Raw genomic sequence first — 20,026 nt, forward strand, 5'->3', positions numbered from 1 at the left:
TTCAAGGAGCGTGCGCAGTTGAAAAAGGGGTACATCAAGTTAATAGCAGCCATTGTGCTCGGTGCTGCTATTATCGGTGGTGGGATCTATGGGGTGTATACACTCTTATCATCCAATACAACGACAATTTTATATCGATCAACCGTTGACGATAAAATCAACGCCATACGACCTTATATTGTTGCATTAGATGCATATAACTCATACAGTGTAGCCTATGCTAGCCAATTACAGCCAACTCTTGAAGAGTTGCGCAATGGGTCTCATAATACGACGATTACCTTACCTAAATATAAGGAACTTAAAGCTGCATTAGAGGTAGCAAAACAAGATAGTTCTACACCCTACGAAGACGTAAACCAAGCGACAAATGACGTCCTCGTAGTACTTGATCAAATTATTCCTATTGCTGATCAGTTGCAATCTTACTATGTGGAACGTCGTTATGAAAAGGATAATTATAAAGGTAGCGATGAGCTAGCAGCTCAATATGTACCTTTAGCAGAACAGTTCTACGCTACATATAATGCATTAGACTTAGCTTTAGATAATCGTAATAATGAGCTTTATAACGAACGCATGACTGAGTATCAGGGAGAAAAGCGGGAAAATGCGGTTAACTTTATAGAGATAAATCTCATAACAGCACAAACTATTGACCTTATTGATCCAGATGGGAATACAGACACCCAAAAGGTAGAATCAAACTTACAACAAATTACACAACGCCTCAATAAATTACAACCTGGTACTACACCAGAAGTACAAAATGCGGTAAGAGAGTATCAAGACTCAGTAAAAGAATTTGTTGCAGAGGCACGCAACTACATTATTATCAACTCATCTTATGGCGAAGCTTATACGCAATTATTTACCAAGTATAATAAAATGATTGGCAAGGCCAATGCAGTTAACATGGCAGACTTAGATGTAACAGAAAAAAAATAATATTTAGATAACACAAAGGACTAGCCCATGCGAGCTAGTCCTTTTATTTTTATGTAAGCAGCAAACTTTATTTCTTTTTCAAATCTTTTGTAATGATGTAATATTCAGACGGTGTTATCTTGATACCATCAATATGTTTATTACCTACAATATTAATTTTAGGATACCCAAGGAATAATGCTACAGCGTTATCTAACATCAGTTGTTGGGCATTGATAACCGCATTACGACGCACCACTGGATCGCTACTACTTTCACCAAGAGCCAACAATTCATCGAAACGAGGATTAGAGAAGCCAGACCCATTAGTTTCAACGCCTATACCCCAATATTGTTTCAAGAACCATACTGGTTGACCCGTATTAGCGGTTACAACACTGGAGATAATCATATCATAATCACCAGATTGAGATAATGTGTCGATAACCGCATAATCTACGATTTTAATTCGTAAATCTACACCGATTTTTTTGTAGTCCGCTTGCAATGCTTCCGCATATAATGGCAATTCAGGACGAGTTGTGTAGGCATAAAAATCAAGTACGAGGTTTTCACCGTCTTTATCTACAATACCGTCGCCATTTGTATCTTCATAACCTTCACGTTTCAGTAATTCTTTAGCACGTTCTACATTATATTTATTAGGATCACGCAATTGGTTAAAGCCATAGTCTATGGATGGTGGCAATGGAGCCTTACCGGCTACGAACGTATCCTTCATGAGGTTCTTCGCATAAGACTCACGGTCTGCTGCTGCAATGAGGGCTGCACGAAGATTAGGATTCTGTAGTTTCCCTTTTTGCCCCATACGAACAAATACGTCACGCAAGGAAGCCACTTCATAGATAGTGAATTTCTTATCATTTTGGAAGATACTATATTCACCAGGTCCAATGTTAACGGCCATATCTACATCGCCCGCTTGTAACGCCATAGCACGCGTATTCGCATCATTAATGGAAGGGATCTCAACCTTGGCAAAGCCTGCTTTACCATCCCAGTAATTATCATTACGTTTTAGTTCAGCACGCTCTTTTGTGAAAGAGGATACTACATATGGACCAGTACCAATAGGACCTTCCTTTGCAATATCACGACCATTCGACTCTGCTGTCACATCCATAATCAAAAACAATGGATCTCCTAACAAGTTGGGCAAGTTATAATATTCCTTGTCAGTCTTGATGGTCAACTCCTGACCGTTAGCAGTAATTTCTGTATAGTTAAAGAACGTTTTTGCTCGTTTACTTTTAGCAAAAGTTCGTTCTAAAGATGCTTTTACCGCCTCAGCTGTCAAACTATTACCATTTGAGAATTTAACTTTATCATTGATGGTGAAAGTCCATGTTAACTTGTCATCACCTTGCTTCCAAGAGGTGGCAAGCCAAGGCGTTGCTTTCATTTGATCATCAAACTTGATAAGCGTTTCACCTATACCAAATCGTACAACGGCCCAACTAAAATAATTTTCCGTTGGTTCTAATGTGCCAGCAAAACTAATAGCTCCTACCTTTAATACATCATTAGATGAAGCAGAATCTTGATTCATACAACCAATAGTCCCGAGCATAGTCACACCAAGGGTCATACCAATTAGTAAAGCCTTGCGTAATCCTTGCATTTATACACCTAACCTTTCTACACACATTAATTAACTATCTATTTATACTCAGATACTCACTATTTTTTGCATTAACATAATCTAGTAAATATAACCTGCTTTTACAATAGTTAATATAAAGAGAATCTATGTACATCACTTCATATGAGCATATCTTATTATACCCATAGGGGTATATTTTATACAGTCAACTATACTATATATTAGGTGTTAACACAATGTATAATTTGAGAAACATTTCAATATATCTATTAAAAAATTTCATATCTTAACTATGCATAAAAATAGCAGTTAGTCTTGAAACTAACTGCTATTTTAAGTTTACCTATCCGATGTAACTCTCTACGTTTCAAATTTATACTTTTGAAATTTTGAAAATAAATTTTCCTATTAAGCTTCTAATGTAGCCTCATCCAAGGTAAGCGGCTTATGATCTTGACCAATTTCAAAGATAGAACTCAATAAAACCTTTGTATATGGATGTTTTGCATCCGCCAAGTGGAAAGCATCTAGTTCTTCAACGATAGCACCTTTGTACATTACGACCACCTTGTGGCACATCGTACGAATAAAGGCAATATCATGAGCAATAAATAGGTATGTTAAATTTTTCTTTTTTTGTAAACGCGCCAAAAGGTACGCAATGGAGTCTTGTACAGATACGTCTAAAGCACTAGTAGCCTCATCTAGAACGAGAATTTCTGGCTCTAATACGATAGCACGAGCAATGGCAACACGTTGGCGTTGACCACCAGACATTTCATGAGGATAGCGATGCATAAACTCGCGAGGTAAATCTACCATTTCCAGATAGTCACCTGCGATTTGCTCTTCTTTTCCCTTTTCAAGAAGACCAAAATTATAAAGTGGCTCAAGAATGATATCTTTAACCTTCATACGTGGGTTAAAAGCTGCAGATGGATCTTGGAATACCATTTGAATCTTTTTACGATATTCTTTCGTTTGTTCAGAATTCATATGTTGAATCTCTACACCATCTACATAAATCTCGCCTTCCGTAATAGGAAGCATCTTCATGATCATACGAACCAATGTTGTTTTCCCAGAGCCAGATTCCCCTACAATCCCAAGGGACTGACCTTTTTCGAGAGTTATATTAATATCCTTACATGCTTCGAGTTCACCACCAGTGGGAAGTGGGAATCGTTTACATACATTTTTTAATTCTACTGCGTAGTTAGTCAATGTAACGACCTCCTCCCAATGTTGGTACAGCCTCTTTTAATTGTTTCGTATATTCATTAGATGGATTTTCCAAAATGTCTTTAGGAGTACCTGCATCTACGACACGGCCCTTTTTCATAACGATAATGTAGTCGGACATATACGCCGCCACACCAAGATTATGGGTTACCATTACGATTGCGGAGTTATGCTCTTTAGCTAGGTCAAGCATTTGCATAACCACTTGAGATTGTGTCGTTACATCTAGCGCAGATGTCGGTTCATCACCGATGAGTAATGCAGGATCCAAAGCTAACGCCATGGCAATACCAACACGTTGTCGTTGTCCACCAGATAATTCGTGTGGATAACGGCGCAATATATCCGCTCCATTAGGAAGAGATACAGATTCTAATAACTCAATTGCTCGTCGATCACATTCATCATTAGTGATTTCAATATGGGATTTAAACAATTCTCTAAATTGTTTACCGATACGAACGATTGGATCTAATGCACTACCACTATCTTGGAAAATCATGGCCATATCCTTGCCGCGCAAAGATCTCCATTCAGATTTAGACAAGTTACGAAGGTCATGACCATTAAAGATCATTGTACCGTCCGTAACCTCACCACCTACAGGTAATAAACCCATGAGGGCCCGGATTACAGTAGTTTTACCGGATCCGGACTCACCTACAATGGTTAATACCTTACCGCGTTCCAAGGTAAAGTTCACATCCATAACAGCAGGCACACCTTGGTACGCAATGTTAAGGTTTTCTACAGTTAGTATGTTTTCTGCCATTATAGCTCCTCACTATTTTGTAATTTTGTTAGTAATCCAGTAGTAATCACTTGGGTACATTACAGCACCTTTCAAGTAAGAACCTGTAACGATATTAGTTTTAGGATAGCCTAAGAATAATGCAGCACCATCATTCATCAACAATTGTTGAATTTGCATTGCGTAATCACGACGTTTTGCTGGGTCGAATTCAGTTTCAGCTGCATCTAACAATTGGTCAACTTGTGGATTGGAGTAACCAGAACCATTTTGAGGGTTGGAGCCATTGTTGTTAGTGTGCCAATAGTTAGCCAAGAACCAGATTGGATCACCTGTATTAGCTGTTACAATGTTGGAGATAAGCATATCATAGTCGCCTTCTTGGCCCATTTTATCGATCAAGTTATAGTCAACTGTTTTGATTTTCATATCGATACCAACTTTTTTAAGGTCTGCTTGAACAGCCTCTGCATAAAGTGGTAATTCTGCACGAGAGTTATATACTACGAAGTTGAATGTTAATGGTTTGCCATCTTTATCAAGGATGCCATCGCCATCAGTATCTTTCCAGCCATCTTCTGCTAACAATTGTTTAGAACGTTCAGGATTATATGCATTTGGATCTTTCAAATCGTTGAAGCCATAGTCCATGGATGGTGGAATTGGAGCAGAACCAGGAATGAATGTACCTTTTAATAATACATCAGCATAGTTTTTACGGTCTGTTGCAGAGATAACTGCAGCACGAACTTTGTCATCCCCAAGAATACCTTTTTGATTAATACGGGCCAATACTACACGAAGAGATGCAATTTCATCTACTTTGAATTTGTCATTGCCTTGGAACAAACCAATTTCACCAGGGCCGATGTTAACAGCCATATCTACGTCACCAGATTGTAAGCTCATAGCACGAGTATTAGGGTCGTCAATAGAAGGAATTTCTACAGTTTTAAATGGTACTGTACCATCCCAGTAGTTTTCGTTCGCAACCATTTCAGCACGTTCTTTAGTAAAGGATTTAACTATATATGGGCCTGTACCGATAGGGCCTTCCTTCGCAAAGTTACGGCCATCTTTTTCAGCTTGGACGTCAACGATTAGGAACAATGGATCCGCTAAAAGACCAGGCATATTAGGATATTCTTTTGTTGTATGAATAACTAATTGTTGACCATTAGCTTCCATAGAGTCATATTCGAAGAATGTTTTCGCACGATTAGACTTTGCAAAAGCACGTTCAATAGATGCCTTTACAGCTGCTGCATCAACTTTTTTACCATTAGAGAATTTCACCTTATCATTGATTGTGAAAGTCCATGTTTTATGGTCTGGAGATACCTCCCATTTAGACGCAATCCATGGTTGAGGTTTCATTTGCTCGTCAAACTTAGCTAATGTTTCACCTACGCCATAACGCATTACAACCCATGCGAAGAAGTTTTCTGTAGGTTCTAATGTGGATGCGAAGTTAGTAACGCCTACTTTTAATACATCTTTGTTAGCAGCACCATTATTATCAGACCCACAACCTGCGATGAAGGAACCCATCATTACAATGCTAAGACCTGCTAAAAGAGCCTTTTTCCAAGATTTTTTCATTTAAAATCTCCTTTTACAACTACATGTAAAACATAAAAACATTTAACATCATCACTATCTAAAATAGTTGTGATGGAAAAACCATAATTTCTTACCAGTCATAATGAAACTTTCACTAGATAAAGATTCAAATTTATGAAGGTAAAAACAATTTTATCCTTGATTTTTTGGATCCACTACATCTCGTAAGGAGTCAGACCAAAGATTAAAAATAGATACCACGATTAAGATCGACATACCAGGGAATACCATAAGCCATGGGCTTGTTTGCAAGTACTGGCGGCCTTCGTTAAGCATAAGGCCCCATTCAGGTGTTGGTGGCTGTGCACCAAAACCAAGGAAGGAAAGCCCTGCCACCTCAATCATGATAGCCCCAATATCAAGTGCACCTGTAGTAACAACAAGAGGCATAATATTAGGAATAATATGTCGTCTTAAGATAGTTGCCGTAGACGCCCCCATCATAACCGCAGCCGTTACATATTCTTCACCACGTACTTTTAACGTCATAGATCGTACTAGACGAGCATATTTTGCCCAACCTACTACAGATAAAGCCAAAATCGTATTCACAATGCTACCACCCAAAATACCAGCAATAGCGATGGCCAAAACAACACCTGGGAAGGATAACATAATATCAGCTAGGCGCATGAGGACCATTTCGACTTTGCCGCCAAAATAGCCTGCTATAGCACCGATGATAGTACCAATGCTTACCATGATAACGACGATGGATACGCCCATGAACAAGGATAATTGAGTACCATAAATGATACGAGATAATACATCACGTCCTAATTTATCTGTACCAAACCAATGTTGGCTGCTTGGTGCTTGCAATGCCTGACTCATATTTGAGGTGAAAGCATCCCCCGGTGCAAGCCAGGGTGCAAAGATAGCGATGAGAACAATGATAATCATCAACCCACTATAGAAAGAGAACAATTTATGTTTTTGAATAAATTCTGCCATTATGCTCTCTCCCTTTTCAATCTAGGGTCTAATAAGATATATGATGCATCAACCAATGCGTTAATACACATATATGCTAAAGCAACCCACAACACAAAACCTTCAATCAATGGATAATCGCGCATGGTAATAGCATAAATTGCCATATTCCCAAGTCCCGGCCAAGAGAATACCATTTCTACGACTGCCACACCACCTAGTAACCAACCAATAACAACACCAAGAATAGTGATGAGTGGTAACACCGCATTAGGTAAAATATGACCGAATAAAATTTTTATCTCACTAACACCGCGAGCACGAGCGCCAATAACATAATCCTTTTGCATTTCCTCAAGGATAACGAGCCGCACTTGACGCATGTATTTAGACCCAACAACAACCGCCAAAGTAATAGCTGGCAAAATAACACCAGACGCAGTCACGCGAGAGGATGCAATCGGTACAAGGCCTAATTTAAGACCGAAAATGTAAATCAGTACAAGGCCTAACCAGAACGTTGGCATAGATACACCTACAAATGATAATGATCTTAATACATAGTCAACCCACTTATTACGATTTAAGGCACTTATGATCCCTGCCGGCAATGCGTAAAGCAGTGTAAAGACCAAAGCCGTCCCAGCCAACATCAATGTGCCAGGTAACGCCTCCAACATACGATCTACTACTGGCTTTTTAGCAGAATAACTCATCCCTAAATCACCTTGTGCCGCATTGACGACCCAGTTTGCATACTGCACTACAAACGGTTTATCTAACCCAAGCTGAGCTCGAGTTTCATCGATAAGTTCCTGAGATACGATAGTATCTGCCGTTTCAAGTAGCATCGTTACCGGGTCACCTGGTGCTAAATAGGTGAGACAAAATGTCAAAAATGTAATGCCAAACAAGGTAACAATAAATTGCCCCAATTGTTTGACAAAGCGTTTGCCCATAGGCGCCTCCTAAACTCTCTAAACACTAACAACAATTCAAATGACAAACTAATGGTACTAGCTTTTTTATATAGCGGTGAAGCTTAAAAGCTAGGGAACGAAAAAAGGCTAGTCGCCCGACTAACCTAAATTAAGCACGGTATATGCATACCATGCCTTTAGAGCAGGCTTTCTGACTCTGATTCATCGCAACATTTCGGCCTTCCCAGTTTCCCAGTGACCCTATAATGAAACCTTGCTCCTCATTACAGCTATTTGCATAGTATGGGTTTTTCACCCATTTTCCTCTTTTACGCTCGGTAAATACCGACACTCACTAGTTCATTCATTTTTATCGATTATAAATATACTATATTAACATTATATTTACAATACACATACCCCTTAGGGGTATGTGTATATCGTGGTTTCTCAATATAATTTTTATACTAATAAAAAATATCAATTAGCGATTAAGTTCACAATCCTGTATAAAGTTATATAAATTAACTAATAATAATGATTTTTTACTGTATTAACTGCATACAACTGTATATATATAATTTTATGATAATAAGAATAGTATCATAATTTTTTTTATACATAGCAATAAATATATCAATAAACAAAATACTCTTTAAGATATTCCCCATTATACCCTCATCAATTATAAGTTTAGTTTATTATTAGCAGTATAAAAAAGAGGCTGTTACAAGGTAACAGCCTCTAATAAGACGAGATGTATTCAGTTAATCAATACTTTGTTGTAAGCGGTGTGCTCTGCGTGTATCCCACGCTTTACGCAAAACATAAATCACTAAACCTATGCTTACTGCCACTGCGCTACCTACCATAGCATCAAAACCACATGCGTAGATTGCATATAGACAATAAAGAACGCCTATACCGAACAAGTAATTAGAGCGTTTAATACGACTTTCAGCTACGCCAGCCATACGCATCATTGTAGGTACTGCCAAGATGCACAATACATACGGTACTACGTTAGTTACAACCGCTAAGTTTACTAAGATTTCAAATTGCTCACGCAAGGATTCGCTTGCAGTGAATAAAGTAAGTAATGTTTCAACAGCGAGTAAAATCAATACGCCACGAACAGGAGCATCTTTGCTATTTACACGGGCGAATATTTTAGGGAAGTAACCATGTTCTGCTGCGCTTTTGAATACACGGGACAATGTGAATTGCCAACAAAGTAAAGCACCAAAGCAAGAAATAACCATAGCGGCCATAACGATGTTCGCAATAGTATCATTGAACATGTATACGAATGTCAAACCGAATGGTGCATTAGAATTTAATAAATCAACGTTAGGCACAATACCTGCCATAACGTTTGTGGACAAGATATAAACCACTGCCACTGCTAATGTACCCGCCACAGTTGCGATAGGTACGTTTTTCTTTGGATTCTCAACAGCATCAGCATTAGCCGCTGCGGACTCAAATCCTAGGAAGCCCCATAAAGTTAGGGAAATAGATTGTTTTACCGCATCATAAAGCGGAAGATCATTTGGGTTCCATGCCGCCCAATAAATAGATGGATCAAACCAATACCAGCCGATTGTACCGATTAATAAAACCGGAACAATAGAGCCCCAAATAGTCATATTGCTGAGTCGACCTGTGAAACGATTCCCTCTGAAGTTTAGAATCGCTGCAAACCACAAGAGCACAATTGTTACCTGACTTGTTTGTGTCGCATTGAGGTCAACACCAAAGAAAGCTGCGCCATAACCTACGGCAGATACCGCGATGGCGATATTAGCAATGATGAGAGATATGCTGTAAGCATAGCTCGCCATAAAATGTCCAGTTTTACCGAAGCGATGTTCTGCATAACCGCCCATGCCCCCTTGTTTTTGGGAGAACATACCCGCTTGAGCAAAAATATACGCTAATAAAAGCGCACCCACAGCTGTCACGAGCCAAGATAAAACTGAAATAGTACCAACTTGAGCCAAATTAGTTGGTAACATAATGATCCCAGCTCCTAGCATATTGGCTGCTACCATTGTGGTTAGCTGGAATACAGACATTTTTTTAGCGGTGGTTTTCATGTATCAATCCCCTTTCACTAAGGTGAATTTTTTCTCGTCCATAATTCACTTAAAATATATATACCGCTAAGTAAATTCAGTTCGTGCTGTGATGGGCTTGAATGTGAATTTACCGTTTTTATTCTTATTACGAGTTAAATAATAACACCTATGAAACCAAAATAAAAGTACTTTATTGGCGGACAAGGCATATTACACGAATTGAATAAATCATAGGTAATTTATCATCAAAATCGAACAGAACTCATTTTAATCGTGGCAAAGTATATTTTTACCCCATTTTATTCTGTGTATAGATGTAATTTTTCCTATCTATCACGGTTATAGTGTTCTAGTACAAGACTATTATTCTCTCACAGTCCACTATATATGTACATGTAAATACATCATTTTAATAGTGGATTATCAATTAGAATTTTGGGCTTTATAGGTATCGTCTAGCTTTTAAATAAAAAATCGATATACATATAAGTATAATGGGCAATATTAGACCCTTAATGAAATCCTTATATGTATATCGATCTTATTTTTCCAGATTTTATTGATAACTATTCTTTATTTTTATCTACTGCTTATTCCGCACTAAGCTCTACTCTTGTACAGATTCAACGATTGCTTTCCATTCAGCAATTTGCTTTTCCTCAGCAGCGATAATAATTTTACCATTATTACGTTGTCGTTCCACACATTCCGGAGCCGTACCAGAGTAGTTATTACGACCTGCAACACAAGCTTCGATGGAGATAGCGTCAAGAATATCTGCATCAAAATGGTTGGAAATAGCTTTGAAGTCCTCTACGGATAGATCAAGGAGTACACAACCTTTTTCGATGCAATGATGCACCGCATTACCTACGATTTCATGGGCTTCACGGAATGGGACACCTTTCTTCGCAAGATAATCTGCCATATCCGTAGCATTAGAAAAGTCGTCATCAAGGACTGCTTTCATATGAGCCCCATTGACCTTCATACCACGAATCATAGCCGCATTAATGGACAATGCGAAGTGTACTGTATCAATAGCATCGAAGATACCTTCTTTATCCTCTTGCATATCCTTGTTGTATGTAAGAGGCAAGCCTTTCAAAGTTGTTAAAAGGCCTAACAAATGACCATAGGTACGGCCTGTTTTACCACGAACCAGCTCGCAAACGTCAGGATTTTTCTTTTGCGGCATAATACTAGAGCCCGTGCAGTGAGCATCATCAAGTTCAATAAAATTGAACTCATTGGTAGACCACAAGATCAACTCTTCGCTAAGACGACTCAAGTGCATCATCACTAAAGATGCAAAGGACAAGAATTCAACTACGTAGTCACGGTCAGATACGGCATCCATGCTATTTTCGTAAATACGGGAGAAACCTAAGAGCTTTTGCGTATACGTTTGATCAATGCCGTATGTAGAACCTGCTAACGCACCTGCACCAAGTGGCATGATATCCGCATGTTTGAATACCATCAACAAACGATCAAAGTCTCGTTCTAGCATGGAGAAATACGCCATCATATGATGACCAAATAATACAGGTTGAGCACGTTGTAAGTGCGTATAGCCAGGCATGATAACGTCACTATATTTTTCAGCTGTTTCAATGAGAGCCTTCTGCATATCTACGATGAGTTCACCCATTTCCACAACAGCTTTACGCACGTACATGTGCAAGTCTACTGCGCATTGGTCATTACGGCTACGGCCGGTATGCAAACGACCACCCGCTTCACCGATGTCATCAGTTAAACGCTTTTCAATATTCATATGAATATCTTCAAGAGCTACAGAAAATGGGAATTCTCCTTTATCGATTTGCCCTTTAATCTTTGTTAAACCTGCTAAAATTGCATCTCGATCTGCGTCGGAGATAATATTTTGTTTTGCCAGCATAGTCGCATGCGCCTTGCTACCTGCAATATCTTCGGCGTACATCCGCGCATCAAAAGCGATAGAGGATGTAAAATCCTCTACCGCTTTATCAGTGCCTTTTGTGAAACGCCCGCCCCACAATTTAGCCATTATTTACCTGCTTTCTCTTTCATCAGTGCATTAATTTTGAGAGGTAAACCGAACAAGTTAATGAAGCCTTCTGCATCAGATTGATCGTATACATCATCTTCTTCAAATGTTACGAAATCTTCGCTGTACAAGGAATATGGGGAAGTGCTGCCCGCAGAAATGATATTTCCTTTGTACAATTTAAGTTTTACTTCACCAGTTACAGTTTTTTGAGTTTCATCAACAAACGCTTGTAACGCGTTCATCAATGGTGCAAACCACATGCCATCATATACGAGTTCAGCGTATTTGTTAGCAATGAGTTCTTTGTAGTGGTATGTAGCTCTGTCGAGGCAAAGGTATTCAAGTTCTCTGTGAGCATACATGATGATAGAGCCACCTGGGTTTTCATAAACACCACGAGATTTCATACCTACCAATCTATTTTCGACGATATCTACAACGCCTACACCATAGTGTGCACCGATTTCGTTGAGTTTTTCTAATATTTGTAATGGAGTACCTTCTTGACCATCTACAGCTACAGGTACACCTTCTTTGAAGGATACAGTTACATAACCAGCTTCATCTGGAGCTTGTTCAGGAGTATGTGTTACCAAGTACACATCATCTTTAGGCGCATTTGCTGGATTTTCAAGATCGCCGCCTTCATGGGACAAATGCCATACGTTTTGGTCCATAGAATATGGGTGAGATTTTGTAGCTACAACTGGAATATCGTGTTTAGCAGCATATTCCATGCAATCTGTTCTAGATTTCAAATCCCATTCTCTCCAAGGAGCAATGATTTTCATGTTAGGAGCTAATGCTTTGATAGTCAACTCAAAACGAACTTGGTCATTACCTTTACCAGTCGCACCATGAGCGATTGCATCAGCGCCTTCTTTTTTTGCAATATCTACAAGGATTTTACCGATTAAAGGTCTAGCAAAGGATGTACCTAATAAATATTTACCTTCGTAGATCGCACCAGCTTTTACTGTAGGCCATACATAATCTTTTACAAACTCTTCCTTAGCGTCAACGATGTACGCTTTAGATGCGCCAGATTTGATTGCTTTTTTCTCAACTGCATCATAATCCTCAGGTTGGCCCAAGTCTACACACACAGCAATAACTTCAGCGCCATAATTTTCTTTTAACCAAGGAATGATAACAGAAGTATCTAAGCCACCAGAATATGCGAGTACTACTTTATTTGCTTTACCCATGATAACACCTCATAAACCACTATCTATTTAGACTCATATAATCAATACAATATCAGATAATTGTGAAAGCACCGTGGTATTTTCTATCCCGACAGGCATTTTCTCCTTCTGACAAAAAATAGTATACACCTGTATAATTATAAATGCAAGTATTATTTTTATACAATTCAATAATATATTTCGAAACCGAACTAAAAAACATAAAAAGCTTTATCGAGTAATCTAAAATCAGATATAGCTTAATTTCTTACTACGAAATAAATACTAACACTATATTAATTTATACGGGTATCCTCATTAGAAATCACATGATATGTTAATTCATTAACTTTACTAAAAGTAAAGTTAACATCTACTTTATTCTTTGGGACGCAATAAAAATAATCTCTAATATTTATTTCTATTATATTTAGATGTATTTTCTGCCGTTTGATATTTAATACATCATTATCAATGTCAATTCTATCAAATTGCTGGATAACTTCATTAAATTCATCAGAATATTCGAAGTCTAACACCTTAATATTCTGAAGAATATTCTCTTTAAGAACAAGAAACACATCATTAAAGTAATCATCAAGTTCTGCCAAAAACAAAGTATAACCTAATAAGAAAACAGTATTAACGTACTCAAAGCTTAATAAGGAGTCAAAATCAATTGTAAGACTTTCTGCTTCTTTATTCACCACCTCAAATAAATTAAAAGAATCAAAGCAAGCGCGATATACTGGACTGAGCAACAAAGCTTTGCACTCAAAATCTATACTATTTATAGTATCCACTAATAATGTAGTCGGAATTACACCTCCAACCCACGACTCAACATCCTCTAGTGCCATACCTTGAAATATAATTTCCTTAAGTTCAGATGATAAACTCATTTCATCGATTAGTTCTAACATATCCATCCTATAAAATAATGACTCTAATATATTTAAGTTAATACAATTATATCTATAGGCTTGAATTGTTCCTAATGCAATCATTAAAAAGTAAAATTCAATATTTCGTTTCCCGTTAATAGTTATTTTCATAGTTTTTAATTCCCACGATAGGTTATGTGCATTCAAACAATATCAATAGGTGAAAACTGGTAATCTAAAGCTACCTTATAATCTGTAGTTGTATTTATTGATGCTTTTAAAGTATTAACTATTAAAGACTGAATTTCACCTATAACCGAGTAAAGCTCATTTTGAGCTTCATTAATAATCGCTTCAATACGAACATCTAAATCATAAGACCTAGAAATTCTATAATCACCTGTACTATAGTCTACATTGCTAAATAGCTTTAATATATTCATCTCAGATATCGCTATATCGAAGGCATTTATAGTATTTAAAATATTATTTTTATCTATTTCATTTACACCTATAACGGTCTCATTTTGAATATGTGGGATTGAATCCACAATGCATTGCTCTCTAACAGCAACTCGCAAAGACTCATCATTCATTATTTGTTCTCTATCTAACGCTTTGTTCCAAAAGCAATGTCTAATGTCCATACAATTATGTTCATCATCGTAATAAACTATCCAGTTTTCTATTTTATTAGCATCAGCCTGTTCAATATAAAAAATTTCACGAGCATAGGACTCAACATCATGAACCTCAGATTTATAGTCTAATCCTCCGGGTCCCCTCAAATAATAAGATATAAAATTCTCAAGTCTAAGCATGGCAAACTTAATAATAGGTTTTGCTCCTATATAAATAGAGGAAAAATTACCTTGCTCATACTGTTTTAGTACAACATTATCCAATACACAATCTCCTAACAGTAAAACACTTGTGAAAGTTTATTATTGATATCACTAATGTAACAAAAAAATCCTTGTTAGCCAATTTAATTTAACTAACAAGGATTTGCTTCTTATATATATTTTTTATTCTTCCACAAGCTCTAAGTCCTGTTCATACGCATAGTCTGCTTCTGCTTGTGTAATCATGCCTTGGTCTACCATTTGTTCGAGCACCAGCTTTTGTCGAGCTTTAGCCCCTTCATAGTTCGTGTAAGGATCTAAATAGGACGGTGCATTAGGTAATGCTGCGAGTAAAGCGCTTTGCCCCAATGTTAATCGACTGGGACTCGTACCAAAGTAGCCATAAGAGGCTTCGTAGATACCGTAGTAATCATGTCCATAATATACGGTATTCAAATACATAGTTAAAATTTCTTCCTTAGAATAGTAATGTTCCATCTCGCTAGCGAGGATGGCCTCTTCCACCTTACGACTCATGATGCGCTTCGAGGAAAGGAACAGATTTTTTACAAGTTGTTGCGTAATAGTACTACCGCCTTCCAGCGTTTCACCTGCTATGGTATTTGTGTACAAGGCGCGAATAATACCGAGTACATCAATAGCTCCATGTTTATAATACCGCTTATCCTCAATAGCAATTAATGCATTTTTTGTATACTCAGGAATAACATCCCCTTTCACCCAATGCTCTTTTGAAACACGTTGATTAAGAGCTATCTGTACTTTATCTCTAAATGTAAACAGTCGTATAATTCGATCTGTACGACTGAGCGTGTCTTCACTTTGTTCTATTTGTTTTTCAACAAGTGTATGAACTTTACTCTCACGATTTGTCCCTTGAAAGCTATGGTATCCGTCATAGATAAACATAGCCAAAATCATGACCACCACGAATACAACCAGGTTTCGAAGGTAGCGAAATACTTTCATTTCTTTCACCTATTTCTTAAAGGTCTATAATATAAACACATGTAAACATAGGTTTATAATCTAGCCATCTATACAATACCTTATATACATATACAAATATAAAGTATATTAAATGTATTGTATCACATCAATCAAGAAGAAGATATGTAAAACACTAGTTTTTACGTCCACTCATACTACAAATATATTTAATATATCTTAATAACGGCACGATACTATATATCTATAAATACCGATTAATGCATATTAGTTATACTTATTAAGTTGTATTAAAAACTTTAAATAGAGTATAATATATGAGATGATAAAAACATGCCTATGGAGGAGTAATATGAAACAGTGTATGGATTCAGAAAATCTGCATCGTCGATTGCGTAAAATCTTAGGTCAAGTGCAAGCTATTGATCGAATGATTGAAGAAGACATTCCCTGCGAAGATGTGTTGAGCCAAATTAATGCAGCTAAATCTGCACTACATAAAGTAGGACAAGTAATTCTTGAAGGACATATCAACCACTGCGTACGAGATGGTATCGAACATGGTGACGTAGAAAAAACCATTAGCGACTTTACAAAAGCTGTAGAGCGCTTTGCAAATATGGGTAAATAAAAAAGGACTCTACAAATGAATTGCACCCAAAAATTAGACATAATTTTGGGAGGTGCAGTTCAAAATGTAGGGTCCTTTTTATTACCCCAATATTAATCGTGGTTAGTTGTTAAGAATTCGCCCAATGCAGCGAGTACATCATCTTCGTCAGCACCGTCAGCAGTCAATATAACGGATGTACCTTTTGTAGCACCCAAAGTCAATACAGTTAAGATAGACTTAGCATCCGCTGTTTTGCCATTGGCAGCAATAGTCACTTTAGAAGCAAACTTAGCAGCCAATTGTGTGAAGGCTGTAGCAGGACGAGCATGTAAACCAGATTCGTTAGTAATTTCTACTGTTAATTCTTTCATGATAACCTCTTTCTATCTCGATAGGCAGAGCCTATCTCATACGTTCTAATAGATATATTGTATCAATATCAAGTATTTCAATTCAAGTATATTACATCTTATTTGCTATATAATGATTCTATTTAAGGCAAAACTGGATTATAGTAAACCTTTTTCAGCTAATACAGATTTAGCGTATTCTGTAATTTCTTCTGCTGTGTCCATAGTAAGTGCTTTATTTGCCACCTCTTCACATTCTGCTTTGGAAACAGAACGCAAGATATTTTTAATAAGAGGAATCGAAGAAGCAGTCATGGAGAATTCGTCGAGGCCAAGACCTAATAGAATCATGGTCGCCACAGGATCACTAGCAAGCTCACCACACATACCTGTAAATTTACCTTGCTCATGACTAGCGTCAATGACATGCTTAATAAGACGTAACACGCCTGGATGCAATGGTTGATACAAGCTACCGATTGCTTCGTTCATACGGTCTACTGCCAATGTGTATTGGCAAAGATCATTCGTACCGATACTAAAGAAGTCTACATATTTAGCAAGGATTGGAGATATAACAGCTGCCGCTGGTACTTCGATCATGATGCCAACCTTGATATCCTTGTTAAAATCCTTTCCTTCAGCCGCCAGCTCCGTCTTACATTCACTAAGCATATCATTCGCTTGTTTCACTTCCTCAACGGAAGCAATCATAGGATACATAATGTGAATGTCACCAAATGCACTAGCTCGTAACAAGGCACGCAATTGTACCTTAAAGATATCTGGACGATTTAAAGAAATGCGAATGGCACGATAACCGAGGAATGGGTTCATTTCACTTGGCAAATCAAGGCATTTTAATTCCTTGTCGCCACCGATATCCATGGTACGGATGATAACCGGTTGCCCTTTCATCTCTTGGGCTACCTTTTTATACTCTTCAAATTGTACATCTTCTGCAGGTAATTCATCGTTTTCCATGTAAAGGAATTCTGTACGGTACAAACCAATACCTTGTGCACCCATAGTGAGCGCATGTTTAGCGTCCTTTGCCTTCCCGATGTTACCGAATAACTCTACATGGTGACCATCAGTGGTGGTAGCTTCAAGATTAGCAGATTCGCGCAACCGTTTTAATTCCTCTTGGAACGCCAACGCTTGATTTGTATACTCCGTCCAATCCGCATCAGATGGATTGATTTCTACGATACCATCGGTACCAAGAACGACTGCTTTGTCGCCATCAGCGAAACTTTCAATATCGCCGACTCCCATAACAGCGGGAATTTCGAGTGTACGAGCCATGATAGCCGCATGAGATGTAGGACCACCCGCCGCAGTGACAATGCCTTTTACCACATTTTTATCGAGGGAGGCCGTATCAGATGGTGCCAAATCATGAGCCACCAAGATAACTTCGCCAGAAATATGTGATAAACCGCGAGGATTCATACCTAATATATTGCGCATCAAACGATCGCCGATATCTTTAATATCTGCACCTCGTTCACGCATGTAGGCATCTTCCATACCAAGGAAGATATTGGCAAAGCTTTCAATTGTTTGAGACGTGGCCGCTACCACGTTCATATGGCTAGACTCAACAAGGGATTTAATTCCGTCAGACAAGGATGGGTCTTGAGCAATTTGCATGTGCGCTTCAAAAATAGCCGCCTCTTCTGGTCCCATTTCATCCAACGCTTTTTTACGAATAGTATCCAATTGTTTTAAGGTAGATGCCATAGCAGTTGCAAACTTACTAATTTCTTCTTCTACCTTGTCTTCCGCTACAGTGTAATCAGGAATGACAATTTCCTCTTGAATATATCTATATACATTGCCTACTGCAACGCCACGAGATCCAGAAATCCCTTGAATTCGCATATGTGTTCCTCTTTCTATTACGATTAGCTACATTACTTTTTATTTTATCATTTCTCGGTTAAACAATAAAGTAATCCAAATACCTATATCCCCTTAAATAACCGTCCCACATGGGGCATTTTTATTTTATTATAACTCTTAATAAACGCTGTAAGCTTTCCTTATTTTCCCTTTATTTTGCTATAAATTTATACGATTCCATGCCATGCTTAAGGCCTATTTATGATATAATATTATAATATAGAATATATAATAATATACATATGAGACTTTCACGGGCTTCATGGTGAAAGTCTTACTTATTGATAGGAGACTTTATGAAATTAACAAAAATGCATGGTCTCGGTAATGATTTCATCCTCTTTGCCGACCCACAAGGGACTTCTAAAGACTACACAGACCTCGCCATTCGCCTTTGCGATCGTCGTACGGGTATTGGTGCCGATGGTCTTGCCATCCTAGTACCTTCCGAAACCTGTGATGTGCGCATGCGCATCATCAACTCCGATGGTAGTGAAGCAGAAATGTGCGGTAATGCGATTCGGTGCTTTGCCAAATACGCTTATGAACACGGTGAAACAACGAAGGAGACTTTCACTATCGAAACCTTGGCAGGCGTAATGAAGCCTACCTTGACTATCGAAAACGGAATAGTCACACAAGTTACTGTAGACATGGGCAAACCATTCTTCAAGGCCCAAGACATTCCTATGAATGTAAACATGGATAAGGTTATCGACGTAGACCTCGATATAAACGGTGAGACCGTAACGGTAAGCTCCGTATTGCTCGGCGTGCCTCATACGGAGGTATTCATCGACGACATTACAAAGGCCCCTGTTACAACACAAGGCCCAATCCTTGAAAAACACGATGCCTTCCCTGCTAACACAAATGTAAACTACATTGAAGTAGTAAATGACAAACATATCAAGGTGCGCACTTGGGAGCGCGGCGCTGGTGCTACCTTAGCTTGTGGAACAGGCTCTTGTGCCTCTGCCATTATGTCCTTTGAAAAGGGTTTAACAGGTCGCGAAGTAGATGTGGAACTCTATTTAGGTACATTGCATATTTCATACTTGGAGGATGGCACGGTGCTCATGACAGGCCCGGCTGAGGAAGTCTTCGAAACAGAACTTCCTATCGATTAAA

At 38.1% G+C, this 20,026-nt stretch carries 17 protein-coding genes and 1 riboswitch; of the genes, 3 read left to right on the forward strand and 14 right to left on the reverse strand.

Features of this window, described 5'->3' with window-relative positions; translation table 11 throughout:
- Positions 1-18: 18 nt before the first annotated feature.
- The gene (locus VPAR_RS07975) at positions 19-948 is read left to right on the forward strand and encodes a DUF3829 domain-containing protein (protein ID WP_004695044.1); all 930 of its coding nucleotides are present in this window, start codon (positions 19-21) and stop codon (positions 946-948) included.
- A 67-nt stretch (positions 949-1,015) separates the two neighbouring features.
- Here the strand turns inward: VPAR_RS07975 and VPAR_RS07980 are convergent, their stop codons facing one another.
- The 12 genes from VPAR_RS07980 to VPAR_RS08035 all read right to left on the reverse strand — a co-directional run bounded on the left by VPAR_RS07980 (position 1,016) and on the right by VPAR_RS08035 (position 16,045).
- Positions 1,016-2,569, reverse strand: a complete 1,554-nt coding sequence (locus tag VPAR_RS07980) for an ABC transporter substrate-binding protein (protein ID WP_012864806.1) — start codon at positions 2,567-2,569, stop codon at positions 1,016-1,018.
- Between the two features lie 390 nt (positions 2,570-2,959).
- Entirely contained in the window at positions 2,960-3,775 is an 816-nt protein-coding gene (locus tag VPAR_RS07985; RefSeq protein ID WP_012864807.1) for an ABC transporter ATP-binding protein, read from the reverse strand.
- Positions 3,768-4,565, reverse strand: coding sequence for an ABC transporter ATP-binding protein (locus VPAR_RS07990; RefSeq protein ID WP_012864808.1), 798 nt, complete (start codon positions 4,563-4,565; stop codon positions 3,768-3,770). The genes VPAR_RS07985 and VPAR_RS07990 overlap by 8 nt, the downstream gene beginning before the upstream one ends.
- Positions 4,566-4,577: 12 nt before the next feature.
- The gene (locus VPAR_RS07995; protein WP_012864809.1) at positions 4,578-6,146 is read right to left on the reverse strand and encodes an ABC transporter substrate-binding protein; all 1,569 of its coding nucleotides are present in this window, start codon (positions 6,144-6,146) and stop codon (positions 4,578-4,580) included.
- A gap of 153 nt (positions 6,147-6,299) precedes the next feature.
- Positions 6,300-7,121 (reverse strand): nickel transporter permease, encoded by an 822-nt coding sequence (nikC, locus tag VPAR_RS08000; RefSeq protein ID WP_012864810.1) that lies wholly within the window; start codon positions 7,119-7,121, stop codon positions 6,300-6,302.
- Positions 7,121-8,059, reverse strand: coding sequence for a nickel ABC transporter permease (nikB, locus tag VPAR_RS08005; protein WP_012864811.1), 939 nt, complete (start codon positions 8,057-8,059; stop codon positions 7,121-7,123). Before nikB ends, nikC begins: the two co-directional genes overlap by 1 nt.
- Before the next feature lie 145 nt (positions 8,060-8,204).
- Positions 8,205-8,392, reverse strand: a riboswitch (cobalamin riboswitch).
- A 395-nt stretch (positions 8,393-8,787) separates the two neighbouring features.
- The gene (gene potE, locus VPAR_RS08010; protein WP_004697529.1) at positions 8,788-10,119 is read right to left on the reverse strand and encodes a putrescine-ornithine antiporter; all 1,332 of its coding nucleotides are present in this window, start codon (positions 10,117-10,119) and stop codon (positions 8,788-8,790) included.
- Between the two features lie 589 nt (positions 10,120-10,708).
- The gene (gene argH, locus VPAR_RS08015; protein WP_012864813.1) at positions 10,709-12,136 is read right to left on the reverse strand and encodes an argininosuccinate lyase; all 1,428 of its coding nucleotides are present in this window, start codon (positions 12,134-12,136) and stop codon (positions 10,709-10,711) included.
- Entirely contained in the window at positions 12,136-13,347 is a 1,212-nt protein-coding gene (locus VPAR_RS08020; RefSeq protein WP_004697508.1) for an argininosuccinate synthase, read from the reverse strand. Before VPAR_RS08020 ends, argH begins: the two co-directional genes overlap by 1 nt.
- 275 nt (positions 13,348-13,622) lie before the next feature.
- Positions 13,623-14,381 (reverse strand): DUF3969 family protein, encoded by a 759-nt coding sequence (locus VPAR_RS08025; protein ID WP_012864814.1) that lies wholly within the window; start codon positions 14,379-14,381, stop codon positions 13,623-13,625.
- Between the two features lie 32 nt (positions 14,382-14,413).
- Positions 14,414-15,115 (reverse strand): hypothetical protein, encoded by a 702-nt coding sequence (locus tag VPAR_RS08030; protein WP_012864815.1) that lies wholly within the window; start codon positions 15,113-15,115, stop codon positions 14,414-14,416.
- 123 nt (positions 15,116-15,238) lie between these two features.
- Positions 15,239-16,045 carry a transglycosylase domain-containing protein gene (locus tag VPAR_RS08035; RefSeq protein WP_012864816.1) on the reverse strand — a complete coding sequence of 269 codons (807 nt, stop codon included), beginning with the start codon at positions 16,043-16,045 and terminating at the stop codon, positions 15,239-15,241.
- Between the two features lie 331 nt (positions 16,046-16,376).
- On the opposite strand from VPAR_RS08035, the gene VPAR_RS08040 reads away from it, so the two are divergent.
- The gene (locus VPAR_RS08040) at positions 16,377-16,655 is read left to right on the forward strand and encodes a metal-sensing transcriptional repressor (protein WP_004697521.1); all 279 of its coding nucleotides are present in this window, start codon (positions 16,377-16,379) and stop codon (positions 16,653-16,655) included.
- A 92-nt stretch (positions 16,656-16,747) separates the two neighbouring features.
- Here VPAR_RS08040 and VPAR_RS08045 read toward each other — a convergent pair whose 3' ends face one another.
- On the reverse strand, positions 16,748-17,008 hold the full coding sequence (locus VPAR_RS08045) for an HPr family phosphocarrier protein (protein WP_012864817.1): 261 nt from the start codon (positions 17,006-17,008) through the stop codon (positions 16,748-16,750).
- Positions 17,009-17,146: 138 nt separating this feature from the next.
- Positions 17,147-18,874: a phosphoenolpyruvate--protein phosphotransferase gene (ptsP, locus tag VPAR_RS08050; RefSeq protein WP_012864818.1), complete on the reverse strand. Its 1,728-nt coding sequence runs from the start codon at positions 18,872-18,874 to the stop codon at positions 17,147-17,149.
- A 317-nt stretch (positions 18,875-19,191) separates the two neighbouring features.
- Between ptsP and dapF the strand changes: the two genes are divergently transcribed.
- Positions 19,192-20,025, forward strand: a complete 834-nt coding sequence (gene dapF / locus VPAR_RS08055; protein WP_012864819.1) for a diaminopimelate epimerase — start codon at positions 19,192-19,194, stop codon at positions 20,023-20,025.
- Position 20,026: the final 1 nt, after the last annotated feature.

The sequence above is a fragment of the Veillonella parvula DSM 2008 genome (genome assembly GCF_000024945.1).
Taxonomy (GTDB): Bacteria; Bacillota; Negativicutes; order Veillonellales; family Veillonellaceae; genus Veillonella; species Veillonella parvula.